General features: G+C 42.7%; 25 protein-coding genes. 9 read left to right on the top strand and 16 right to left on the bottom strand.

What is annotated here, in order from left to right:
- Positions 1-17: 17 nt before the first annotated feature.
- Positions 18-3,269, bottom strand: a complete 3,252-nt coding sequence (locus LVD17_RS14865; protein ID WP_233759795.1) for a SusC/RagA family TonB-linked outer membrane protein — start codon at positions 3,267-3,269, stop codon at positions 18-20.
- Between the two features lie 352 nt (positions 3,270-3,621).
- On the opposite strand from LVD17_RS14865, the gene LVD17_RS14860 reads away from it, so the two are divergent.
- On the top strand, positions 3,622-4,197 hold the full coding sequence (locus LVD17_RS14860) for a helix-turn-helix domain-containing protein (protein ID WP_233759794.1): 576 nt from the start codon (positions 3,622-3,624) through the stop codon (positions 4,195-4,197).
- A 205-nt stretch (positions 4,198-4,402) separates the two neighbouring features.
- Positions 4,403-5,296, top strand: a complete 894-nt coding sequence (locus LVD17_RS14855; RefSeq protein ID WP_233759793.1) for a histidinol-phosphatase — start codon at positions 4,403-4,405, stop codon at positions 5,294-5,296.
- A gap of 105 nt (positions 5,297-5,401) precedes the next feature.
- Here the strand turns inward: LVD17_RS14855 and LVD17_RS14850 are convergent, their stop codons facing one another.
- Positions 5,402-6,031, bottom strand: coding sequence for a hypothetical protein (locus LVD17_RS14850; RefSeq protein WP_233759792.1), 630 nt, complete (start codon positions 6,029-6,031; stop codon positions 5,402-5,404).
- Positions 6,032-6,219: 188 nt separating this feature from the next.
- Between LVD17_RS14850 and LVD17_RS14845 the strand changes: the two genes are divergently transcribed.
- Complete coding sequence (locus LVD17_RS14845; protein ID WP_233759791.1) at positions 6,220-6,795, top strand: phosphonate degradation HD-domain oxygenase; 576 nt, start codon at positions 6,220-6,222, stop codon at positions 6,793-6,795.
- A 235-nt stretch (positions 6,796-7,030) separates the two neighbouring features.
- On the opposite strand, the gene LVD17_RS14840 is transcribed toward LVD17_RS14845, so the two are convergent.
- The 11 genes from LVD17_RS14840 to LVD17_RS14790 form a co-directional block, all read right to left on the bottom strand.
- Positions 7,031-7,678: a YdeI/OmpD-associated family protein gene (locus tag LVD17_RS14840; RefSeq protein ID WP_233759790.1), complete on the bottom strand. Its 648-nt coding sequence runs from the start codon at positions 7,676-7,678 to the stop codon at positions 7,031-7,033.
- A gap of 35 nt (positions 7,679-7,713) precedes the next feature.
- Positions 7,714-8,295 (bottom strand): YdeI/OmpD-associated family protein, encoded by a 582-nt coding sequence (locus LVD17_RS14835; protein ID WP_233759789.1) that lies wholly within the window; start codon positions 8,293-8,295, stop codon positions 7,714-7,716.
- Positions 8,296-8,449: 154 nt separating this feature from the next.
- Positions 8,450-8,830, bottom strand: a complete 381-nt coding sequence (locus LVD17_RS14830; RefSeq protein ID WP_233759788.1) for a DoxX family protein — start codon at positions 8,828-8,830, stop codon at positions 8,450-8,452.
- Positions 8,831-8,878: 48 nt separating this feature from the next.
- Complete coding sequence (locus tag LVD17_RS14825) at positions 8,879-9,346, bottom strand: SRPBCC domain-containing protein (RefSeq protein WP_233759787.1); 468 nt, start codon at positions 9,344-9,346, stop codon at positions 8,879-8,881.
- Between the two features lie 8 nt (positions 9,347-9,354).
- Positions 9,355-9,678, bottom strand: a complete 324-nt coding sequence (locus LVD17_RS14820) for an ArsR/SmtB family transcription factor (RefSeq protein WP_233759786.1) — start codon at positions 9,676-9,678, stop codon at positions 9,355-9,357.
- Between the two features lie 293 nt (positions 9,679-9,971).
- Entirely contained in the window at positions 9,972-10,907 is a 936-nt protein-coding gene (locus LVD17_RS14815; RefSeq protein ID WP_233759785.1) for a DUF2167 domain-containing protein, read from the bottom strand.
- A gap of 231 nt (positions 10,908-11,138) precedes the next feature.
- Positions 11,139-11,492, bottom strand: coding sequence for a hypothetical protein (locus LVD17_RS14810; RefSeq protein WP_233759784.1), 354 nt, complete (start codon positions 11,490-11,492; stop codon positions 11,139-11,141).
- 34 nt (positions 11,493-11,526) lie between these two features.
- Positions 11,527-13,728: a TPR end-of-group domain-containing protein gene (locus LVD17_RS14805; protein WP_233759783.1), complete on the bottom strand. Its 2,202-nt coding sequence runs from the start codon at positions 13,726-13,728 to the stop codon at positions 11,527-11,529.
- 179 nt (positions 13,729-13,907) lie between these two features.
- Entirely contained in the window at positions 13,908-14,354 is a 447-nt protein-coding gene (locus LVD17_RS14800) for a GNAT family N-acetyltransferase (protein ID WP_233759782.1), read from the bottom strand.
- A 167-nt stretch (positions 14,355-14,521) separates the two neighbouring features.
- A complete protein-coding gene (locus tag LVD17_RS14795; protein ID WP_233759781.1) occupies positions 14,522-15,145 on the bottom strand; it encodes an SRPBCC family protein in 624 nt (207 codons plus the stop codon).
- Positions 15,129-15,590, bottom strand: a complete 462-nt coding sequence (locus LVD17_RS14790; RefSeq protein WP_233759780.1) for an SRPBCC family protein — start codon at positions 15,588-15,590, stop codon at positions 15,129-15,131. Before LVD17_RS14790 ends, LVD17_RS14795 begins: the two co-directional genes overlap by 17 nt.
- 148 nt (positions 15,591-15,738) lie before the next feature.
- On the opposite strand from LVD17_RS14790, the gene LVD17_RS14785 reads away from it, so the two are divergent.
- Both LVD17_RS14785 and LVD17_RS14780 read left to right on the top strand, forming a co-directional pair.
- Positions 15,739-16,713, top strand: coding sequence for a GlxA family transcriptional regulator (locus LVD17_RS14785; RefSeq protein WP_233759779.1), 975 nt, complete (start codon positions 15,739-15,741; stop codon positions 16,711-16,713).
- A gap of 424 nt (positions 16,714-17,137) precedes the next feature.
- On the top strand, positions 17,138-18,304 hold the full coding sequence (locus LVD17_RS14780) for a T9SS type A sorting domain-containing protein (RefSeq protein ID WP_233759778.1): 1,167 nt from the start codon (positions 17,138-17,140) through the stop codon (positions 18,302-18,304).
- Positions 18,305-18,808: 504 nt separating this feature from the next.
- Here the strand turns inward: LVD17_RS14780 and LVD17_RS14775 are convergent.
- Together LVD17_RS14775 and LVD17_RS14770 are read right to left on the bottom strand one after the other, a co-directional pair.
- Entirely contained in the window at positions 18,809-19,957 is a 1,149-nt protein-coding gene (locus LVD17_RS14775) for a GTP-binding protein (protein WP_233759777.1), read from the bottom strand.
- Positions 19,941-20,381, bottom strand: a complete 441-nt coding sequence (locus tag LVD17_RS14770) for a MerC domain-containing protein (protein WP_233759776.1) — start codon at positions 20,379-20,381, stop codon at positions 19,941-19,943. The genes LVD17_RS14775 and LVD17_RS14770 overlap by 17 nt, the downstream gene beginning before the upstream one ends.
- 166 nt (positions 20,382-20,547) lie before the next feature.
- On the opposite strand from LVD17_RS14770, the gene LVD17_RS14765 reads away from it, so the two are divergent.
- The 3 genes from LVD17_RS14765 to LVD17_RS14755 are packed head-to-tail and all read left to right on the top strand — an operon-like array spanning position 20,548 to position 22,842.
- On the top strand, positions 20,548-21,213 hold the full coding sequence (locus LVD17_RS14765; protein ID WP_233759775.1) for an ABC transporter ATP-binding protein: 666 nt from the start codon (positions 20,548-20,550) through the stop codon (positions 21,211-21,213).
- Positions 21,214-21,215: 2 nt separating this feature from the next.
- A complete protein-coding gene (locus LVD17_RS14760) occupies positions 21,216-22,421 on the top strand; it encodes an ABC transporter permease (RefSeq protein ID WP_233759774.1) in 1,206 nt (401 codons plus the stop codon).
- The gene (locus tag LVD17_RS14755) at positions 22,414-22,842 is read left to right on the top strand and encodes a DUF3299 domain-containing protein (RefSeq protein WP_233759773.1); all 429 of its coding nucleotides are present in this window, start codon (positions 22,414-22,416) and stop codon (positions 22,840-22,842) included. Before LVD17_RS14760 ends, LVD17_RS14755 begins: the two co-directional genes overlap by 8 nt.
- A 276-nt stretch (positions 22,843-23,118) precedes the next feature.
- Here the strand turns inward: LVD17_RS14755 and LVD17_RS14750 are convergent, their stop codons facing one another.
- A complete protein-coding gene (locus LVD17_RS14750; protein ID WP_233759772.1) occupies positions 23,119-23,769 on the bottom strand; it encodes a hypothetical protein in 651 nt (216 codons plus the stop codon).
- 114 nt (positions 23,770-23,883) lie between these two features.
- On the opposite strand from LVD17_RS14750, the gene LVD17_RS14745 reads away from it, so the two are divergent.
- Positions 23,884-25,089, top strand: a complete 1,206-nt coding sequence (locus LVD17_RS14745) for an FAD-dependent monooxygenase (protein ID WP_233767912.1) — start codon at positions 23,884-23,886, stop codon at positions 25,087-25,089.
- Positions 25,090-25,132: the final 43 nt, after the last annotated feature.

The following is a 25,132-nucleotide window of genomic DNA, read 5'->3' as shown; positions in this document are numbered from 1 at the left end:
GATCATTTCCTCAGTTATTAAAGATTAAAACTCAAATTGAAGCCTATGCTACGGGCAGATGGATATGCCATATTTTCAATACCCGGCTGCAAAGTACCGCCACTCATAGAGAGCACATCAGGGTCGAAGTGAGGGTTTTCTGTCCATAAAAGCAGGTTACGCCCTACCACAGAGAGGTTGACATTTCTGAATGGCAAATTTCCGAAGAATTTATCCGGGAAGGTATAGCCAATCTTCACTTCACGTAGTTTCACATAGGAAGCATCATATTTGGCAGCCTCAACATTATTGCGCTCGTAATACCTGTTGTGCCAGTTTCGTGATGATATTTTCACGTCATTAGGCCTGAAGGTACCATCACCGTTTTCGATCACACCTTCGCTGATAATTCCGTTTTCGGCAAGCGCAAGGTCATAACCATTAGGGCGGCCGTACAGGGTTTCTTCAAGCTGTCCTGAAGTACTTCCAATGGTTTTGGTGCGAGACACTACGATACCACCTTCCCGGACATCGAAAAGGAAGCTCAGGGAAAGCCCTTTGTATGAAAGCATATTCTGCACACCCAGCATCCAGTCAGGGTTGTAATTACCCTGATATACCAGGTCAGGGTCGCGAAGTGGCGTACCTTCTTCCGAATGTATGATCTGACCATAATAAGGGCTGCTCTTATCTTCCACACGGGCAAAACCAACTCCATAGATAGCCCCCATCTGCTCTCCGACCCTGGCTTGTATGTAGGCTCCGTTTCTTTCTGTAAGGGTGTATGCATCTATACCATCCGCCAGCTCAAGCACTTCACTCCTGTTCCTTGTCCAGTTTACATTGATGTCCCAACTCAGTCCGTCTTTGTTTTGCAACGGTCGCCCGTTGAGCATCAGCTCTATGCCATGATTTTTAATTTCACCGGCGTTGATGATCTTGGCCGTATAGCCTGTAGACTGGTCCAGCGTAATGGGTAATATCTGATCTTTGGTACTGTTCTGGTAATAAGTAAAGTCAATGCCAAGCCTGCCGTTAAAAAACCTGAGGTCAGTCCCAAATTCGTAGGAGCTGGTAGTTTCAGGCCTGAGGTCAGGGTTTTTAAGTATCGATGATTCCCCTTTGGCCTGATTTGGTCCGAAAGGTGTGCCTGACATGTAAACATTTCGAAGTTGGTATGGATCGGTATCATTTCCTACCTCTGCATAGGCTGCCCTTAGCTTCACAAAGGCTATCGGCTCCGGGAGCTGCACCATATCGCTGACCACTGCACTTAAAGTCACCGACGGATAAAAATAGGAGTTGTTCTGCTCCGGCAGTGTACTGGACCAGTCGTTCCTTCCGGTAATATCCAGAAACAGCATATTCTTGTACCCGATCTGGGCATATCCATACAAACTATTGATTCTTTTTTCCTGGTTGCTTTCATCTATCTGAAGCTGAACGGCAGAGTTGGAGAAGTTATATATTTCAGGAATAAGGAGCTGCGGTGCCACAGTTTGCTGGTATTCCTGCTTCTGTCTCATCTGGTTTCCTCCTACCGATACGTTGAGGGCAAAGTTTTCGGAGAGGCTTTTCTGATAGCTCAGCAGGAAATCTGAGTTTCGCTCCATAAAGAATATATCGTCCTCCCGGTACATACCTAAAGGGAACCTTTGTGTGCTGTATGCCCTCCTCTTATCCCTCAACTCATTATAAAAATCTGTCCCTGTCCTCAGCATCAGGCTTAGCTCATCCGTAAACTTGTAGGTAACCGATACATTACCAAACAGCCTGTCCTTAGCCTGTCCATTGGTGTTCTCATACATGGTAAAGTACGGGTTGTCATGATAGTTGTAATTGTAATTGAACTGCTGTCTTCCTTCCAGGCCGGGCATCCAGTAGTCTCTCAGACTTCCCGTGTTGATCTGCCTGCCGTACCATATCCACAAGTACATGATACTTTCGGTACCATAGCTTATTGCCGGTCTGTTGTCGCTTTGGGTATTAATGTAATTGATCGAAGTTTGTACATTCAGTTTCTCGCTTAGTTTCAGTCCTCCACTCAGGGAAAGTGTATTTCTATCGAGGTTAGTGTTGGGCAGCATACCGTCCTGGTTAAGGTTGGTCCAGCTTAGTCTCATATGCCCATTGTCATTGGCAGCAGTAATCGCCACGTTGTTAGTCAGAGTTACACCTGTTTCGAAGAAATCGCTGATATTATCTTCATTTTTTGTCCATGGTGTAGCTGTAATTGTACTACCTGCCGGGGCATTGAGGTCCCCCCCTCTGAAGCCGGGTATGTTGCGGGGTGAATCAAACTGAGGGATAGCCTGACCTTCCATTCTTGGGCCCCAGCTTTCATCAACACCATCTGCATTACCAGAACCGGCACCATCAACGAACTCGAACTGACCGTTGTTACCCTGCCCGTACACATCCTGCCAGTCAGGAAGTATCAATGGCCTTTCGAATGAGACATTGCTGTTTACAGTGATGCCCAATCCTTTTTTGGCCTTTCCTGATTTTGTAGTTATAATAATCGCCCCATTGGCAGCCCTTGATCCGTACAAAGCAGCGGCGGCAGGCCCTTTTAATATATTAATAGAAGCTATGTCGTCAGGATTGATTTCTCCTGCTGCATTGCCATAGTCTACCTCAAGGGTACCTGTACCCGATGCCCCTACTACTTCATTACTAATGGGTATTCCGTCTACAATAAACAGCGGCTGGTTGGCATTGATGTCAAGTGACGATTCGCCCCTGATGGTTACCCTGGATGACCCACCTATGGTGGTACCGCTGTTAGCCACCTGTACACCGGCAATCTTACCGGAAAGAGAACTTACGAGGTTGGTTTCTCTTGCTTCCGTAAGTTCATCCCCATCTATCTCCTGGGTGGAATAGCCCAGTGCTTTGGTCTCCCGCTCTACACCAAGGGCAGTAACCACCACCTCGGAAAGCTGCACGATACCACTGCTCATGGCAATATCTACAACTGATTTTGTGCCAACATTAACTTCCTGGTTTTCATATCCTACAAAAGAAAAAATAAGGATTGCATTATTGTCATCAACTTGCATGGTATAGTCGCCCTGATAATCAGTAACGGTACCATTGGAAGTGCCCTGAACAACTACATTGACTCCGGGTATACCGTTTCCGTCGGCTTGATCTGTTACCTTTCCGGTAACGGTTCGGCTCTGTGCATAGGCGGCTACACACATAAACCATAAACAGCAAAATACCAGTAACCCCCCAAGAGAGGGTTTTGCCAATACATTTGCTTTAGCAGGTAAAAGGTTTTTCATACATTTTGGGTATTTGTGGTTAGAAATAGAACTCTTTAAAACAATCTCACGGCTCCTCCTCTTGTAAGAGGCAGCGCTTAATTTTGCCACCAAGTTTGCTTTTATTGTTGACTGATGTTTTGGTCTCAGATTATCAATTCTTTAAAATTCCAGTGGCGTCTTTAATAGTATTTTAATTTTGATCTTTTAACTATTAGTAAATAAGGCGATTCTGCTTTTTGAAATAAGAAAAAGGCTTAACAAACTGTTAACACCCACCATTTCAGCCATCTACACTACTCTTACCCTTATTGCTTTAGCCTAAAAAAGTTTATAAATATGAAACTTACTTTGTCACTAAAGCAAAAGCCATATGAAGCAGGAATTCATATCATCAATAGGTAGAAAGATTAAGGAGGAACGATTAAAAGCCAACTTAACGATAAGAGATATCAGTGAGCGCTCCGGATTGAGCAAGGGGCTGATATCCAAAATAGAAAACTCAAGAAGCATACCTTCCATGCCGGTGTTTTTCTCCATACTCAAATCCATGTCAATAGCTCCGGTCAAATTTTTTGAAGGTATCGATTGTGCAGATGATGATGGTCATATACTGATAAAACCGGCTAACCACGAACCACTGTTAAAGGAGGAGCGGCCAGGTTTCCATTACCGCTATATCATGAGCCGGCAACTTCATGATATAAACATCGAAGTTGTACTTCTGGAGCTGGAGCCCGGTGTCAAAGGCAAGGCTACCTCTACTGATGGTTTTGAACTTAAATATCTGCTGAAGGGCAGGGTGGCCTACAGGCTGGCAGAGAAAACTATAATTCTGGAAGAAGGCGACACCTTATATTTTGATGCCTCCAAGCCACATCGGCCTGAAAACTTATTGAATACAAATGCGTTGATGCTGGTATTTTATTTTATGTACCCGAAGAGTTAAGTATCAGCACTTCACCTGCCGCCAATCCGGTGAATTGTAACAACGCATCTAAAAGAAAGAAGGATAAGTCGTTGATTATCAACAGAACATATAAAATTAGTCTGTTCATCAGTTTATTTTTATGTTAAAAAAAGTCTGCATTGAATAATATAAAGTTGATCGTTGTGCAATAATTAGTTAACGGGTACTTGATATATTGGCTTTTATGATTTGGACTAACTACCACGGACACTGCAAATATTGTGATGGTAATTTCGCACCGGAAGAATATGCAAAACGGGCTATTGACAAAGATTTTTTGGCCTATGGGTTTTCTTCTCACTCTCCTCTGCCTATTGAAAACGGGTGGAGCATGAAGGAGGCCGACATTGAAAAATACTTACAGGATATTGAGTTGCTTAAAGGGAGGTACTATTCTAAGCTGGAGATCTACACCGGGCTGGAAGCCGACTATATCGAAGGGATATCCTCCCCTAAAGAACTGAAAGTCAGGTATAACCTTGACTATGTTATCGGATCAGTCCACTATGCGGGCAGGTACCCTGACGGAAAACTCTGGGAAATAGATGGTGACACCAAAAGTTTCCAGGCCGGCCTAAAAGCTATCTATAACAATAATATCAGAAAGTGTATCAGTACCTATTATGGTTTGATACGGGATATGATAGATCTGCAAACACCTGATATTGTAGGGCATCTGGACAAGATCAAGATTCACAATGCTGATAATATCTACTTCTCTGAATTTGACAAGTGGTATCAGACCGAAGTGATCAGCACGTTGAAAGCCATTAAGGACAGGGGCTGTATTCTTGAGGTTAATACGAGGGGCATCTATACGCGGAAAAACTGGCAGACCTACCCGAGCCGGTGGATCCTCGAAAAGGCTTATGAACTTAAAATACCGGTGACTCTAACCTCTGATGCGCATCATCCGGAAGAAATCAACATGGCCTTCGAGAGAAGCGCGGCTATGCTGAACGACGTTGGGTATAAGAAAATGACTATTCTCTGGCAGGGAAAATGGCAAAATGTGCCGTTTGATCAAAAAGGATTGAAAATAGACATCGGAGACAAAGACACAAAGATGGCATCTTAGGAGGTTTCCGTCAAGTAATGTAGATTCCCCAGTCTACATGGCTGAATGTATCTGCAGCTTTTCCTTATAATGTGCTTGATGCGCTTCACAAGAAAGAAATATCTGCTAGTTGCTAATTGCTAAATCGGTAGCCTGCCGCTGCCTGATGAATTGGTTATAATACAATATAAGTTGTATTACTGCCGAAGGTTGGTTTACATTCAATTTATGTTTGTCAATGTATAAAGAAATATGATCTGCTTCTGCCTCTATAAGCGGTCTCACTTGCTTACCAAACCTTTCCAATGGTATTAGGTCCATTTTAAAAAACAGGTAATAGCTGTAGTTATATGCTTCATCTGACAGGCTTATTCTGTTATTGCCGGTGTAGCTGTCATTTTCAAATGAATACGGACTGGATGTGCTTTTCTTTAGCCGAAGGACATGGATCGCCCCTTCTTCCACTATCTCATAAAACCTTCTGACAGGAAGCTTCCCGTTTACGGAAGTCAGTGCCAGGTATTTTCGGTTAATATTAAAATCTCTGTCATAAAACCTAAAGGAATTCACTTTGTGCGATGGCAGTACGCTGATCCCCTCACCATTTTTGAGGATTAGCGAATGGTATTCATGGTTAATGCTGAATTCTCCTGTTATAACTTCATTTTCACTGGTTACCACAGAACCTTCATACCATTTCTCGGCCGGTCCGGCAGTATTAATAAAACCTATAAGGATTAAAGTGATTAATTTCATTGGCCCTCGTAAAATGGATTGTAACAATAATTTAACATTTGTTTAACAAAAAATCAACAAACAAATTAAAGCACTGCCCAACCGACTTGCTTTGATCAACCACTTGTATTAATACGGAAGTTGTATTTCTTAAGAATTTGATAAACTCAGCTTTACGGCTCAAAACTGAGCGCTTCATAATTTTGAGCATGCTTAAAGAGAGAGAAACCATTAAAGAAATATTCAGCTTATACGCTTCGAATGGCCATGAAGAATATTATGGCGAGGCTGTGTCCCAACTTGAGCATATGCTGCAGACGGCAACACTTGCCCATAAGCAGGGCTATGACGAAGAGGTGGTGTTAGCTGCATTCTTTCATGATATCGGGCACCTTCTAAATGTTCCTGAGAGCTCAAGAATGGAGCACTATGGAGTTATCAACCATGAACACATGGGTGCAGAATATCTAAAGACGGCCGGATTTTCCAAAAGAATAACGGCTTTGGTCCGCAGCCATGTGGAAGCCAAGAGGTACCTCACTGCTATGAACCCGAAGTATTTGATGGCACTATCTGAGGCAAGTAAAAAGACCCTGAACTACCAGGGAGGCCCTATGTCTCAGCAAGAAATTAACAGGTTTGAGGAGAATCCTCTCAAAGACATCATACTGCAAATGCGTAAGTGGGATGAGCAGGCTAAGGTTGTAAATGCTCATACGCTGTCTCTTGACACCCTCAAGAAGATGGCGCTTCAACACTTAAGCGTAAGACGGGAAGTAGCCTGAAGTACTCATATAAAGTACCAGAGGCACGGCATATAACAGTTTCCCCTTCCTCCCCGATGTCTGCCCCGTACATCCACCAGCAATACGGCTCCTGCTGAGTCATAGCCAGGCTTTTGCAAACTTTAAAAGCTTAGTAAAGCCGCAATTTAGTTGGTGCTCAGTATCATTCAAATTCTACACGATTTGCCATCCAGCAGGCTTTTTTTAAATGCCGCAGGATTACAGTAGCAGGTTTCTATTTCTTATTGCACGAATATTTATCATGCAGCCCTATTCCTTCCAGGATTTGCGGAGTATACTTCTCAATCCTGGCTTCCCGGGTTTTGGACTGTTTGGGTGCAGAAAAATAAATAATGTATGCCCTTTGCCGCCCTGGGGTCAAAGCCTCAAAAGCGGTCTTTAACGCCGGGTTTTCATCTAATTTCCGGTGCAGCTCTTCAGGCATTGGTTCCTGGTCTTTTTTAAAGCTTACTTTCAGGCCTGCCTTTTCCACTTCTATGGCTTCATAAATGTAGGCTTTCAGAATAGGCTCCAGCTCCATAATTTCCTCCACATTGGTAAATCTGACGAGCCGGTCAGACTGCGTGTTTTCGCCGGGCTTGACGAGGATATTATGGGCATCGTTTAGCAAAGCGCCTTTAAAGAAGCTCAGCGAGCAGTACTCCTTGAATGCTGCCACTATGGATACATTGCTATTTTGAAATGTATAACAGGGTACGCCCCACTTCAACTCTTCCGTCAGCCCACAGCCGAGTACAATTGTTCTCAACAGCTTTAATTCCTTCTGCCAGTTGTGGACTTTGCAGTCAGGTGTGCCTCCCAGAGGGCAGCGTCCGCACCCTTCTGCAAGGTATGCATCGATCTTCGGGTTCTTTACTTCCATTTTAGCAACTATTTCTCAGTCTTTGCTTACCAAATTTACTGGTCATTCAGCCCCTTGCCTTCAAAAATATGTGGCATACACTTCTCTATCCTGGACACCCTCGTTTTAGACTGCTTCGGTTGTGAAAAATGAAGCAGGTATCCTCTTTGCCTTCCCGGCGTCAAGGCTTCGAAGGCATCTTTCAAACCAGCTTTTTCATCCAGAGCTTTCTGAAACTCTTCCGGCATGTTAAATTCCGAGGTCTTTTTCATTTCTACCTTCAGTCCGGCTTTTTCCACTTCTATGGCTTCATAAATGTATGCCTTCAGTATGGACTCCATTTCCGTGATTTGCCGCAGATTAGTAAACCGAACCTGACGTGCCGACTGCACATTCTCAGTTTGCTGAATAAGAATACCTTCGGCATCCTCAAGCAAAACTCCCTTGTGAAACAGAAATGCGCAGTATTCTTTAAATCCGTGTATTAAAACAACATTACTATTCCTATATGTATAGCATGGAACACCCCATTTCAGCTCTTCGGTCAGGCCACAATCCAGGGCGATTGCTCTCAACTTCTTATATTCTTTCTGCCACTCAGTATCTTTATTAAAGAACCAATCAACTTTAGAATTCATATTTTTAGTATTTAGAGGTATGTATTGAGTATTGAGACCAGGATGTACTGATCATCCGGGCAATTAAGATGGTTAAAGTTTATTCTCTTTTCAAGAGTATATGCTTTTTTTACCAGCCATCAGTGCATCACGAGTCGTTTTATTAGGCCAATGATTACTGACTGACCACGGAAAATTTTCTACCGGATGGCCGGAAGTACCAGGAAATCACCGTCAGGGTCAACAACAAAAGTGATGGAAATATTTCATTAGTTGTACCCATGGCAATGTGTGAGTATGCAGCTCCTGACATGGCAAAGAAAAAACCTGCATAAGCCCACTCTTTGAATAGTGGAAACCGAGGCATTAGCACCACTATCACTCCCAAAATTTTCCAGATGCCTAATAAGGTCAGGAAATATGCGGGATATCCTAATTGCAACATAAACTCTGTTTCTTCCTGCGATTTTAATAATTGTACAATACCTGTCGACAGCATGCCTAATGATAACCAGATAGTTGCTATCCAATAAATTATTTTATCTCTCTTTTTCATGTTTTTAATGGTTGGTGTTGGACTATGATGATACGGTAATAATGTCGGTCAAGCCTTGAGCTTACCCACCACACTTTCCAGTTTGCTATGGGCCATATTGATACCTTGTATAAAAGGGAGCTGCAGTATCTGGTCCCTGATCTCCACCGAGCGATATACCACATGCATTACAAGCTTGCTGGTATCATCAGTCAGTTTTTCAAACTCGAGGAACTCTAGCTGAGCACCAAAGTTTGCATTCTCCATTTCAAAGGTCCGCGTGATCCTCCTGCCGGGGCTAAATTCGTGGATTGCACCACTGAATCCATGCTTGTTACCCATAGGATCGGTCGTTTCGAATTGGTAACCGCCATGCTTTTTATTTTCCAGCTTCAGTACTTTTGTCCCCATCCACTGTTCAACAATTTCAGGCTCAATATAGGCCTTAAAAAGCAGGTCAAGCGGCAGGTCAAATTCCCTGGTGATCAGTATTTCCTGCTTGTCCTTTTCGGCATGTACTTTCGTTTTCATTTCCATAAAAGTTTCTATTTGTTGGTTTTATATTGTTTCATAATGGCCTCCAGCTTATTAAACCTGTCATCCCAAAACTTCCTGAAGGGTTCGATAAAGTCTGCAATTTCTTTCATTTTAATAGGATTTAAGTGATAGTGCACCTCCCTGCCATTTTGCTCCTGCCTAAGCAATTCACACTCTGTGAGTATTTGCAAATGCTTTGAAACAGTTGGCCTTGCGGTATCAAAGTTTGAAGCTATAGCGCCTGCTGTCATCGACTGAGAGGCTACCAGTACAAGGATGGCCCTTCTGGTAGGGTCTGCTATGGCCTGAAATACGTCTCTTCTTAAATTCATTATGTAGCTATTTAACTACACAAATATATATGTAGTCATTTAACTACGCAAATATTTTTAGATATTTTATTAGTTCAGGCTTATTGCTGCGCTTTGAGGTTTTTGAAAAGAACAAAAGCCAACTGAGGTTAATGAACTAATGAATAAACTTTATATAGCAAGTTTCTACAAGCTGGAGTGATCGCCACACACTGACAAAGCATTGCCTATGGCGTTTTGAGGTATGAATTGAAATAAAAAAGCCTCCCTGATCTTTTTGAATCAGGGAGGCTAAATTTGATACATGTACTCTACTAACTATCTTCGCTCAGCTCTCTTTTCTCCTTTCCTGTCCACATTTTTCTTACGAAAGCTCCAATACCTACAAACCCCATTAAAAGGAACTTCCAGAATTTGACGAGGAAGATACCTAAAGTCTTGAGAATACCAGCTTTAGCGGCAATTTTACCAGCAACCAGGGCACCTACGCCGTAAGCAGCAACTTCATCTACATCGGGATCAAAGTCAAAATAGGTATGTCCTTCGGCAAACTCCACCTTAGCCAGCAGGTCCTGCATTGCCGGTTTTACCATCTCCAGCTGGTCCATACCGGCCACTGCATTGAGCCTGAGATAGCCACTTCTGCCCAGTACCCTAATGTCATAATTCAAAGTATTAATGTCAGACCCGTCAAAGGCCAGCTCTTTTGCCCAATATAATTTTTTACTTTCTTTATCATAGTATGGGTTTTCTGCCCAGCCGACAACCGCATAGCCATCGTAGCCCTGCTCTTTTCTTTGCTTACTGCTCTCCACGGCCAGGGTCTTCATTTCAACCAGCATCTCATTATAGTCAATATCATTGGCATCATCGTCTTCTATATGACCCTCAGCGTCGTAAGCAAGGATAACCCCCCACCCTTCCGGTAAATATGGATTTACAGAGTCAGGAAAAATCATGCCGAGCGTTTCCTGCGGCGGGTTTCCCCAGGCTTCCACTATGATTTTATTGGCCTCTTCCGGGTCCAGGTACTTAAATGATTCTCCCAGGTTTAGGCTGGCGATACCCTCGCCCAATTCTATAAACCCATGTTGGTAATTCAGCAGGGAATCCTTGGCGTAGGCTTCCTTATAAAATTGAATAATTTCTGCCAGGTAGGTGCTATCTATACCTACTGTGTCCTCTTGCGCTGTAGCCGGTATGGCTAGCACAAATAATACAATTCCTAAAAAAAAATGACGATGCTTCATACGTTAACTGATATAATTAAAAAAAATATTAATGGATATTATTATAAAAAGGTAAGCAGCAGAAGGTAATATTTTACAGGACTCAATTTCCGTCGCATGGCTGGTTACTAATAACTGAAAACTTCATAGGGTACTGAAGGAAGAGGCTGACGCCTTGACCCGTCTTACTCTTTTTCGGCACCTCGCCCAGGAAATAAAAAAATGACAGGAGCAATATTTAAGGTTAACTACTTATACGCTTGTAAAATCGGCCTTTGCCTTCAAAAGGGCAATTAGTATTTTATTCCTCCTTGGGCCTTTTAAAAGACCTTTGGGCAATCTCTCCTGCCAACTTTGCCAGTAATGCTCAAGGCCGTTATTCATGGCTTTGGTCGATGGGTTAACTTTATGAGAAACATATTCGATCATATCATCCAGTTGCTCAAGGTTCACACACTGAAATGTAAATGAACCTACTCTGACAAAGTAGACCCATTCTCCTGTTTTATTTCCCTCAAAATTTATACTTATTCCTCCTACATGAGAGGTACTCATATAGTCGACATGTTTGTCTGTGTCTGCCCTTTCCTTCCAATGTTTTGACATGTTATTTGCTCAACTATGCAACAGCCTTTAATGTTTACTTCGAATCGCCCAAAAACAGTATTTCAGACAAGCCCTGCGTTTCATCAATCATCTTCAAACCCTGAGCATACACCTCAGCAAACCTTCTTGCCGACTCCCTTTCGGCCTCTGAGGGAGCACTGACATTGGCGTATTTTCCATCATATTTCAAATCGGCTATAAACCCCCTGAGATCTCCTTTGTCACAGTCTGACAATATTTGCTTTACCTCACCCAGCACCGCCTCATGGGCAGGGACCGGGCCCTTTCTGGCAATCGACCTGAAAATTTCCACAAAATGTCTTCCGCCAATGTTTTCAGCCTGATACCGGTCCAGCCCTATCTTAATTAATTCCGGAATATCTGATTCAGTCGCCCTGGCAGCTATCCCCCTGGATAAATAGGGAAAAGCATCAAACTCCTTATTCTTTTTAAGCAGCTTAACAAGGTCATCATTCATCCGCTCGTGCCGGAAATATATGAGGGCTTCCGTAGACCAGCGTGGGTGCTTTTTAGCCGCACTCAACACTTTTTCATAGTTGCTCTTATCCTCCAATGCCTGCCAGGCCTCACCACCAATTTCATGAAGGCATTTGGCCGCGGCAGAAACGCACTGCGGGGAACCTTCACAGAGTTGCATTACTATTTGAGGAATAGCCGCCACTGCTTTCTGAATACCCAGGCCTTTTAGCGTCTCCCGGCGAACGGCCTCATTGCCCTTGCTAAGTGCAGACAGAAGTATTTCAATAACTCTTTCATCCTTAAACCATCGCAGTGCGCATATCACGTCATACAAATCATAGTTATCAAGCCCCTCACGTTCAGCTTCTTTTATCAGGTAGTCTACAGCTACTCTGACTTCTTTTGACTCAACATCTGACTTATGCATGACTTCACCTATGACTTCCAGCAGCTTTACGGACTTATCATGCAACGCAGGGGTTAATGCTCCAATCGCCTTTTTATCTCCCACCTTTTCAATGACATCCTTTACTGCGGATACCCTGAGTTCTGCCGGCAACCCCGGGTCAACAACAAAATCACATATTTTTTGCAGGTCTTTTTTCACCAGATCAACTACAACTAAATCCTTTTGGATGACCAAACGAGAGGCTGCATTAATTACATTGGCAGGGTGAAAATGAGCCAAAGCCGCTTTTTCATATGCCCATGAATCACCGGAACTTGAATCATATTCGACTGGTGGCGGTGCCAGCGCTATTCTTATCCTTCGTTGCCTGACATCAAAAGCTTCCTCCTGATATATCTCTCCATGCAGATAGCTATCAATTAATTCTACCAGCTCCGTACGAAGCGTATGTAGTTCTGGTAATTTTTCCAGAGCAATAGCGTTAAGACTTTCGTAGTCGCTCAAGGCATCTTTTCCATGTGACCTCAAACCCCAAAGGGCTATTTCAGCGACCTTTTCTACAGGAAGCTGCTTTATCGAATCCAGCATTTGGTAATCAATGCTACCCAGGTGTCCGGGGTCTGTATATTCGTACCGGCCTTTCCAGGCCTGAATGAGCAAATCATCAAACGCACCATTCCTTTTTGCCTTTAAAGTTTCCAGCAAAGCAGAAAAGCCCTCAAAATAATCAATAGACGTATTGAACGTAACAACCTTAAACAAATGCAGCAATGCTTCTTCACTGACCTTAACTCCATTGTTTTTTATCAACTCAGAAATACTGTCATCACCATAGTCCTCCCAACCGACTGCTCTTACCGGGATTTCCTGATCAAGCTGCAATATTGTTTGGCTGATCACACCGTAGTCCCCGCTCGCTAAGATCTCTGCGAGTTTATTAGATTCCTTCCGCGCTTCCCCGATAATCTCCAGAAAGTCATCATCATCTAAAAACCCTTCAAAATCCACGTCCTCCTCAGCCATTTCGCGATAGTCTGTAAACTCATCAAGGTCTATAGCTTTTTGGAGGTGCAGCAGCATTTCTGCTTTTCTGCCTTCATTAGCATAAAAGCAAGCCAGGTTGTAATAGGCACTGGCAAACTCAGGATTTAACTCAACAGACTTTTTCAGCATTGTAATGGCTTCTTCCTTGCGGTCGGAATGCCAAAGGGCCAGCCCCAGCCTTTTGAAGGCCAAAAAGTTATCCGGGGCCATTTCTACCGCAAGTTGCGCATATTCAAGGGCATTGTCCCACTGTTGACGATAAGAGCAATGTAATGCCCTTTCCAGAAGTTCATTGACTGTCATTTAATATTTTATTTTAGATCAATTGCACCAAAGCCATCGCAATATATTCCAATCCATCTAAAATCTTATATTATTCACATATCAATATTAAGTTCACGGTTTATAGTTTGAAGTTCAAAATTCAGCTACCGGTGTTTAGCCACTGACAACTCCAATTTTCTTTAAAAAATCAGCTCGACCTATAATCGTTTTGTGAGCAACTTTCTATTATTGGAGGTATATCCTTTATTGAGATAAAGCATGGCTGCATTTTCATTGTGCGCTTCTACTTCCAGGTGGATGGCGTTTACTCCCAGCTCACGGGCTTTAGCTTCTATGAAGTCCATAGCTATTTTACCAATACCCCGGTTTCGGTAACCTTCCTTGATGAAGATCTCATCAATAAAAGCATCGCGGCCTTTGTACTCGAAGCTAAAGCCAAATGCCAAAACGATATAGCCTACTGTACTATTTTCATAAGTGATCAGAAATATCCGGCCTAATGATTTGTTTGTTGTAAACTCTTCCAGGTTCTTTTCCCAAACAGCCGGATTAAAAGGATATCCCTCAATCTGGTTAAACAAGGCCATCATTGCCAGCACATCGGCTTTATCTTCTGCTGAGTAGGGTGTAATGGTGATTTTCATTAATGATTATAATAATCCTGAATGACAGCCTGATCAGGTAGTATTCATCTCTAAATTTACAACCTGTAATTCATCAATTGTTTTATCATTTGCATTTTTTTACGGGACCATTAAAAACGGTCTAAGTTCAGCCCTAAACCGCTTTTTACCAGGTCAAAGGATTATCATTAATTCAAATTCCATTTCTCGGCCAAATCTGCATTAAAACCGTCTTTGTTTTTAGGGTTTGGTTCTCCCTTGCCCTCAGTGATCAGCTTGTAAAGGCTGTTGGTGATGTATCCTGTCCAGGCGTCGTTGCAAACCTCATAGCACTCATACGATGGCACCAAGCCTTTGTGGGTAAACTTAACTTTTGTCTGGCTGCCCTCTTCTGTTATCTCAAAGATCAGCCGGGTGCCCACCCATTCGGTTTTGTCTTCTATGAAATTAAACTCATTGTCCAGCACCTCATACATCAGTTTGCGGTTCTCCTCCATACCTATGAGTTTTATTTTGCATAGATGAATGTCTTTATAGTGGTAGAAAAACTCCTCATTGAGGCGGTCAGTCGGCCCTTCTATGTCTTCCGACCACCAGGCACGGAAATCTTTAATGGAGTTATAGGCCTTTTCGGGGGTAGCATCTACAAAGATGGTGGCAGTAAAATCTTGATTATTCATGTCGGTTTGTTTTGAAGTATTTTCTGTTAATTGATTTTCAGTGTTTTTCTGAGCATAACTACCATAAGATAGTATCAGTGAGATTATCAGTATATGTACCATTTGCATGGTTTGCTTAATCATGGTTTCCATTTAATATCTGCTTAAGTTGATCCATGTACATCGTCCAGGCTGACGAACAACTGTCGTAACATTCTGTTTCAGGCTCCAGGCCAACGTGGGTAAAAGTCACTGTTGTTTTATCTCCACTTTTCGCAATATCAAAGCGGAGTTCGGTATTGATCCACTCATCAGGAGCATTCAGGAAGGTAAGCTTGCTTTCGATCACCTTCCATACAATTTTGCTATGTGGCACCAGTTCAATCAGTTTTTGCCTGCTAGAGTGCTTGCCGCCGCCTGCAAGAAAAGAAAACTCATCGTTCACCTGGCTGGCATTACCTGCAATGGTTTCTTCATAAAAACCAGACCACCATTTTTTAACATCAAGTAGTAGTTTATAAACCTCTTCCGAAGGTTTTGTGGTGCTCAGGTTGTAAGTAAAGCTTACGGATTTGAATTTTTTAATAGCTGTTTCCATTGTGATTTTCTTTTTTGAATTATAAAAATCCTGATTACATTTATTTACAAATGTATTGTCTGAAACAGCCCTTTAAAATAGCTATATTAGACAATACAACAGGTTGATTTAGACATTACTTCCTTTTATTTTTGTTAATAAAAAGTCGGTGAAACATTTATCTATAATCGTTCCAAATGGAGATAATAACCTGAGCAGCATCGTGGGGTCATACAAAATCTTCTCCAGAGCCAATGCCATTTGGAAAAGCAAGGGTAATGATGAACTCTTTAAAATTGAGCTGGCGGGTATATCAGAAAAGGTCAGCTTTCATGATGGACTTTTTTCAGTGCACACACACTGCAACATCAGGGATGTCAGGCACACTGATCTGATCATCATCCCATCGCTAAACCATAACTATGAACGGGCACTCAAGGAAAACGGACAGCTTGTCAATTGGCTTGCAAAGCAGTATAAAGAAGGCGCCTGTATCGCCAGCATCTGCACGGGGGCTTTTCTGCTGGCTGCAACAGGCCTGCTCGATGGAAAAACCTGCTCCACCCACTGGTCTGTAGAAGAAGAATTCAGGCAGATATTCCCAAAAACAGACTTGAAAACGGATAAACTGATTACCGACGAAAATGGCATCTATACCAACGGAGGAGCTTTTTCATTTCTGAACCTCATCATATATCTTATCGAAAAGTATTATGACAGGCCCACAGCGATCCATTGCGCCAAAGTGTTTCAAATAGATTTGGACCGCAACATGCAGTCGGAATTCTCGATTTTTAACGGACATAAAAAGCATGGTGACAGCTCCATTCAAGAGGCTCAGAAATATCTTGAGGAAAACTATAAGAACAAAATCTCCATGGAATCCCTGTCGGGGAAACTCAATATTGAAAGAAGGACTTTTGACAGAAGGTTTATCAAGGCCACAGGCCTTACGCCACTGGATTACCTGCAAAGGGTAAAGATTGAAGCTGCGAAAAAATCATTTGAAAGCACCAGGAAAACAGTAAATGAAGTCATGTATGATGTGGGGTACAATGATACCAAAGCTTTTAGAAATGTATTTAGCAGGATCACCGGCATTTCCCCGAATGATTACAAGTTAAAGTATAATAAGGAAGTATAGCTGATACCCGCCAAAGACCAGTGGCCAAATTGAATTTCTACGGGGCACTGACATGACGAATATGTATTCGACAGACATCTGTTAATAGAGCGGTTGGCAAACCAAGTGCGGGTTACCAAGGTAAAAGCCAATGCGCTACAGAGGCAAAATAAAGAGCGCAGCCCCAAAACTCCTTTATTGATTTATCATTTTAAATATGTTTTCTTACTAATGTATTTCAATGAAGAAAATATTAAAATAGCGAACAATATAAATGTATATTGCGAAAAACTTACCTTATGCATGCATACCTAAAATGGAATACATTCCCAAAAAGAGAATTAATAATCAACAAAACAATCTAAAAACAGGCTTATACCATTTTTTTAAACTTGGCATACTTTTTACATTCCAATAAAATAACTTCTTAAATCTTACATAAGTAATGAAAACACATATACTAAAAATTCAAGTCTCCATATTTGCAATTTTTATTATCACGAGCAGTGCTTTTGCCCAAATCACTTATACAAGTAACGATAACCAGTTAAATAATTGGGATGATATTTCCAACTGGTCATCAGCTGACGCCTGGTCTACAGCGCCTAAATCACCTGGTAACCCTACCAATAGCAACTGCGCACGAATCAATGTATATGGATTTACAAGAATTTATTCAAGTTTGAGCGTCAATAATGCTAATCCTGCAATACACATTTACGACACCCTATTTGTAGACGGCAATGTCACACTTGGCTCAGGAGCGAGCATGGAGGTACATGCAAACGGTTTATTGATAGTTACAGGTAACTATACCTCCTCCGGCAGCTTTAAGACAACCAACTCCGGCCGTGTAATTGTAGTAGGTGATCTTAACATAACTGAAGGCACAACTTTACACACCAATAACCAGACATACATTTTCGGGGACTTAAATAACACCAACGGTTATGTAGGCACTGGTCCCTCAGACCAATGCTATACCTGGGGCTCGTGTGATCCTACCACATATACGTCAACAGAGAATGACCTGTATAACAATGATAAACTTACATATGACTTTGTCACCAGTGGCGGTGTGCTACCAGTGGAAATCGCTGATTTTAAAGCTGTAGAGAACAAAGGAAAGGCCCTACTAAGCTGGTCTACACTCAGTGAAGTTAACTTTGATTATTTCACAATAGAAAAATCAACAGATGGTGTTCGCTTTAATGAAGTGGCAAGGATCAAAGGTGCGGGTAATTCTAACGAAAAAATCGATTATAGCTGGATCGGTATCGCATCAGAAACCGCCTATTACAGGATAAAAGCTACTGATTTCGATGGATACACAGAGTATCATGGTACCGTTTATATGGCCATGGAGGAGACTGCTTTTGATTATAAAGTCTATCCTAACCCTGTTACCGGACGTATTATAAATATTAAATCGGGCAGCAGGTTATATACCGCAACCCTTGCCGGAATGAACGGACAGAACATAGCATTGAAGATTAATGGTATGGACTATCAAACACAACTGGAGTTGCCTGATAGTGTGAAGGAAGGCTATTACATATTAACTCTAGTATTTGAAACTGAGACAGCAACACAGAAAATTTTAATTCGCTAACGTCTGTCAAACCCCTTTGAGAAGTTTAATAGAACAATTCCAGCATATAAAATTGAGGCCGCCCGAATTTGAGGCGGCCTTTTATTTGTTAAATATCAGAACCTTCTCCCATCTGCTTAAAAATACCCTCCAGAGACCCTGTTACCTGATAAATATGCTTCCGTTAACTTTCTCTACCCGCCCCTATTATGGTTAATGGATGACCCGGCAGGCCCCTTGATCAAATCCGAAATGCCAGATGTACAGGGGATTGACCCCGACCTCTTTTTTGATGACGACGGTCATGCGTATGTGACCGCAACAAGTTTTCTCCGCTTGGCCAGCTCCGGGATCACTGTTGGGTAGACACCAAAGGAGCTGGAAGATTTCTGAAGCGGCACATCAGGGATCTTTTGCATCCCGGTTTATGCTGAAAAGCCGGGAAAAGATAAACCCGCATGAGGCTGTAAACCTCTTTCAAATACCTGCGTTACCAAACCTTTGGAAGTTTAGTAAAGATACTGTTTAGTGTTCATCAAGACAGTTTTCCATTTCCCTGATTATGGCAGCCTGATCCATATCCCGGCCAATAAATACGATCTCATTCATTCTGTCTCCCCACTGCTTGTCCCATTTTTTCATTATGGCTTCCTGGTTTTGCATGTAAGCCTCATTCATCGCCCGCTCTTTGAGGGGGACGGAAGCCCACCACCTGCCGTAAGGATCTGTTTTGACAGAACCTCCAGCCTGGCTCCATAAGTATGCACGATCAGGCTCTGAAGCAAACCAGAACAGGCCTTTGCTCCTGATCACACTCAAGGGCCAGGAATTGGAGGCATAGTGCAGAAATTTTTCACGATCAAAAGGCCTGCGTTCACGATAAACGAATGAAGTTATACCGTACTCTTCCGTTTCCGGGGTATGCTCATTGTTGAGCTCACGGATCCACCCCGCAGACTGTTCTGCCTCTTCATAGTCAAACAGTCCTGTATTCAGGATCAGCTTCGGATCTACTTTACCAAAGTGCGTCCTGATTACTTTTGCACCGGGATTAAGCTTTGCAACAATGCCTTCCAGAACGGTTAGCTGAGGCTCATCCACCAGATCAGTTTTGTTTAGCAGTATCACGTTCGCAAACTCCATCTGGTCTGTCAGCAAGTTTACAATCGCCCTTTTATCCTCCTCGTCATCGGTCATTCCTCTATCCAGTACAGTTTCTGCACTCCCGAAGTCCCTGAAAAAATTAAAAGCATCCACTACAGTCACCATGGTATCCAGACGTGTAAGGCGGGTAAGATCGTATAGCTCATCTCCCATGGCAAAAGAGAAAGTTTGTGCCACAGGTATAGGTTCGGAGATACCCGTGCTTTCAATCAGCAGGTAGTCAAATTTATTTTGCTTTGCCAGTCTTTCCACCTCTATCATCAGGTCTTCCCTTAGGGTGCAGCAAATGCAGCCATTGCTCATCTCTACAAGTTTTTCGTCCGTTCTTGAGAGTCTGACTTCATTGGCAACCTGCCGACTGTCAATATTGACTTCACTCATGTCATTTACGATCACGGCCACTTTCAGCCCTTGCCGGTTATGAAGCACATGGTTCAAAAGCGTGGTTTTTCCGGCTCCGAGAAAACCGCTCAGTACGGTCACGGGTAACTTCTTATACTCCTTTAGCATCTTCTTTTATGTCTCTGTTTTGATGAATACAATCGGGATATTGAATGGCCGACTGGCGAACATGCCTCCAGTTGATCAAATGGGCCAGGGCCACCATCAAGGCTCCGACAGTGCTGAACAAAGCCTCGCCCCATGCAACGGAAACCCAATGGCCCGCACCTATCAGAAGAAAGCCTGCCGCTACTATTACCAGCGATGTAATCTTGCCGTGATGGTAGCGATACCCATGCACCAGCGCATATGAAGCGATCACAAAACTCACGGCTATAATCCCATATTCGAATCTGGGATCATGAAGAAAGCTCAGCCCTGCCAATGGTGCCAGCGTGAGTAGAAAAGGAAGTATAGCACAATGAATGGCACACAACAACGACGTAATAAACCCTGCTACATCAGGGTTGATTTTACTCAACAATACTTTCATAAGTCTTATCCAATTAAATGATTGGGTAGTGTATGGTCAGCTTTTGCTCCATACCGGGCGGCCTTCCCGATTATATTTTGAAGCAAATATAAATAGATATTTAACAAATGCAACATTGTTGCATTTAAATACTCCATTCATTACTTTTGCTAAAAAATCGGACAGTATGCTGAAAACCAAATCTTTACATTATGCTTACAATCACCATCAGAAATTTCATTTTCCGGATTTTGAAGTGCGGGATAACGAAAACATGCTGATACTTGGCGAATCCGGAATAGGTAAAACCACACTGCTTCATGTGCTTGCGGGCCTGCTAAAACCAGTTTCAGGTTCGATACAGCTGGACAGTACGGACTTCACGAAATTATCATCGGGCCAGCTGGATCGCTTCCGTGGAAACAATATTGGGATCGTATTTCAGCGCCCCAGGTTTATCCATTCACTCACGCTGGAGGAAAACCTGCATCTCGTGCAGTACCTGGCCAACAAAAACCGGAGCAGCCAGAGATTGACAGAAGTACTTAACAGGCTTGGCATTGGCCGACATCGTAAAGCCAGCCCGCACCGGTTAAGCCAGGGCGAACAGCAGCGTGCAGCCATAGCACTCGCCCTGGTCAATCAGCCCCGCCTTATACTGGCGGATGAGCCTACTTCCAGCCTGGACGACAACAACTGCAGCATAGTATCTGACCTGCTCCTGGAACAGGCATCGGCCACCCAGGCCATGCTGGTAGTAATCACCCACGACCAGCGACTAAAAGAGGTTTTTAATAACAAATTGGAGCTATCCAACAGCAATACTCTGGCTCCGCTCCAACAAGTACGTTAAATATGGATATACTCAGGCTAAGCTTAAAAAACATAATCGCACGCCCGCTCTCGGCAGTTTTGAGCCTTGTTTTGCTTACGGTAGGTGTAGGCATAATATCTCTGCTACTACAGGTGAACCAGCATGTCCGCCACCAAATGGATAATAATTTAAGTGGGATAGACATGGTGGTAGGTGCCAAAGGAAGCCCGCTACAACTTATCCTCTCTGCGGTGTACCATGTGGATATGCCTACAGGCAACATTCCCCTGGCTGAAGCCGAAAAGCTCAGCCGCCATCCACTGATAGCTTCGGGCATCCCTCTCGCTTATGGCGACAGCTTCGAGGGTTACCGCATAGTAGGCACCAACTATGATTACCCTAAAAACTATGATGCACAAACTGCCAGTGGTACCTTATGGAAACACCCTTTTGAAGTTACGGTAGGTGCTACCGTGGCCGCAAATCTTCAATTGAAACCCGGAGACACCTTCACCGGAACGCACGGACTCAGTGAAGGTGGAGAAGGCCATGAAGATCACCCCTACAAGGTAGCCGGCATTTTCAGCTATACTCATTCCGTACTTGACAACCTCATCCTGACATCGCTGGAAAGTGTGTGGGAGGCACACAATGAGGACGACCATCGGCATCATGAAAACGAAAACCATAAAGAAGAAGCAGACCCTGAAATTACCGCCATGCTGCTCAGTTTCAGAAATCCTTTAGGTATGGTCCAGCTGCCACGGCTGGTGAATGAACGTACAAGCATGCAGGCCGCCGTACCTGCTTATGAGCTCAACAGGCTGTTTGGCCTTATGGGCGTAGGCATAGACACTATAAATGCTATTGCCATAGCCATCATTGCCATTGCAGGGTTAAGCATGTTCATTAGCCTTTGGAATGCTTTAAAAGACCGAAAATACGAAATGGCCCTGATGCGTACTTATGGTGCATCACGATGGCAAGTGGTATGGGTGGTATTGCAGGAAGCCCTGTTGCTTACATGGATAGGCTTCGCCTGTGGCCTGCTGTTCAGCCGTGTTGGCCTATCCATATTATCATCCCACACCCAGGCAAGCTACCACTATGAATTATCCGGTTGGCAATTTCTGCCCGAAGAGTGGGTGTTGCTATTCATCGCAACAGGCATAGGATTAGTTGCAGCATTTATTCCGGCTATACAGACTTTTTATATCAATATTTCAAAAACTTTGGCAGATGCATAGATTACTTATTATCACACTGATGGCTATAACCAGTATGGCTTCGGCCCAGACAGCAATCACCTGGGAGACGCTGGGTGACGTTGAATTTACAGATAAATACAGTGAAGAAGTAGAAGCATATTACTACTATCCGCACTTTGGCCCCAATGTAAAAGACCTCGATGGGCAGATGGTTTACATCAAAGGGTACATGCTGCCAATCGACCCTAAAAAGGGGGTTTACATCCTTTCTAAAAACCCGTATGCTTCCTGTTTTTTTTGTGGCAATGGCGGCCCCGAATCCATTATAGAGTTAAAGCTCCAACCGGACCACCCTAAGTTCAAAATGGATGAGGTAGTAACTATCAAAGGTCGGCTAAAACTGAACCGGGACGATATCTATCAGTGTAATTATATTTTGGAAGAGGCCGAGGTATATTAAAACCCGGCAAAAGTCGGATCAGGCGGAATTTCCGGGGAGACTCTAACTTTTCACCACTATGTTTGACAGGCAGTTGGCAAACCAGCTTATATTGACAATAGGTATGATTTATTGATTTTCAGTGGAAAACTTCATATTGCATACTTTATTTCCAATCCATTTGCTCCACAGGTTTCAGCTTGATCCCAAAAGTAACGAAGTGAAGAGTTGAAGAAAAAGAACAGAAGCCTCTGTGAAAAAGCTATGGAAATAATAATGAGTGGTTTACCGTGTTTTCTAATTAATAATTAAGGAGCAAGTCAACAGAACCACCTGAATAAGTATCAAACCCCAAAATAAGGTCAGAGAAGGTTGGGTAGTATCGGTTATAAAATTGTGAAACTTATTTTGAAGAATAGTGGACAGTTTGACGTTTTCGTCCTGAAAATCCACATCATCCAGGCTTATTTTTTCAAACCCATAGCCAATTACTTTACGCTGCAGTTTAGAGGTATTCGGATCATCTTTACTGACTTGCAACAGTCTTGCTTTCAATATGGCTTTACTTGAAATTTCCCTTCTCCACCCTTCTTTATCAGTAATTCGGCTCGCTATCGCTCCTACTTTTTCAGAAATATAATCTCCTGCCTTACTTTTACATAATAAGTAAATAACATTCTGAATAGATACTTTATTGGCTATTACAAAGTATAGAGCTATAAAAGCTGGAGCTCCAAAGATCAGAATAAAGGCACAAATATTATTGGTTAACAACCCCATAAATAACGCTACGACCTGACCATGACCGCCACCAGCCAGGCCGATATTATTAAAGAGGGCGATCAGGAAAACGGTTAAGGTTACCAAATTACCTGACATAAATATGAGAAGCCACTTTACTACCGCTTTCCCTCCAATCTTTGTGGCTAACTTGATATTTTCTTTCATTAAAGTCTTTTATTAAATATTAATAACCAGGCATCCCGATTTGCCATAAAACATATCTGTACCCATACACCAAACTTATAAAGCAAATAAATTATAATGGATTTTTTATAAACCATGCGAATATGCACAAACAATTCGAATAAATTTGTAGTGTTTGCGGACAATATCCACACTTACAACTCTCAAATGACTATTGACATTATAGGAGCCGGAATCGGAGGGCTAACAACGGCTATAGCTCTTGAACAAAAAGGACTTAAAACCAGGATCTTCGAACAGGCTGAAGAAATAAAGCAGGTAGGGGCAGGAATTATATTAGCCAACAATGCCATGCAGGTTTATGAGAAACTTGGTCTGCGAAAGGAAATTGAAAACAATGGAAATATAATTTCCTCAATGAACATTACCAAAGCCAACTTAAAGCCTGTTTCCAGAGTGGATTTATCATACTTTGAGAAAAAACATAAGGTGAAAAATGTTGCCATTCACAGAGGGGTATTGCAGCAAATCTTGCTAAACAGGCTCCGGTCAACAGAAATAAATTTAAAGCACAGTCTTAAACATATCAGCCAGACCGACCGTGTGCCTTTATCAACATTTGAAAATGGAAAGTCAATCCAATCTTCGGTGCTAATAGGTGCTGACGGATTAACCTCCGTGGTGAGGCAGTGTTTATTCTCCGGAAATGAACTGAGAAATGCTAACCAGATCTGCTGGCGGGGAGTTGTGAATTTCGATTTACTATCCGAATATAAAAATGAGCTCAATGAAGCATGGGGAAGAGGAGGGCGTTTTGGGTTAGTCCAAATTGATAAGGACAAAGTGTACTGGTATGCTCTGAAATCTTTCAAAAAACATAAAAACGAATATGCGGTAAGTGATATAGACAGCTATTTCCGTGATTATCATGCGGTGATCAGGGATATTATCGCAGCTACCCCAAAACAGCAGGTACATACGGCGGTAATATCTGATCTTAAGCCTACCAGCACCTGGTACAAAGATAATGTTTGCCTAATAGGCGACGCCGCTCACGCCACTACTCCAAACATGGGGCAAGGGGCCTGTCAAGCTATTGAAGATGCCTATGTGCTCTCTGAATACTTAAAAAAATATGATACACATGCTGCATTTGAAAAATTTCAAAGTTTAAGATTACCAAAAGCCCATTTGGTAGTAAAAACAAGCTGGCGTATTGGTAAGATGGCACACCTATCCAGCCCTTTATTAATCAGCATTCGTAACCTTATGATGAGTATAACACCATCTTCAATAAGCAGAAAGCAACCTGAGCAGATTTTCCAGTTGCCCGGTTTATAGTAAATATCCCTGCTTTACAATGTCTACCTGAGCAATATTTACT

This window comes from Fulvivirga ulvae (assembly GCF_021389975.1).
Lineage (GTDB): Bacteria > Bacteroidota > Bacteroidia > Cytophagales > Cyclobacteriaceae > Fulvivirga > Fulvivirga ulvae.
This window is presented reverse-complemented; position numbering and strand designations above follow the sequence as displayed.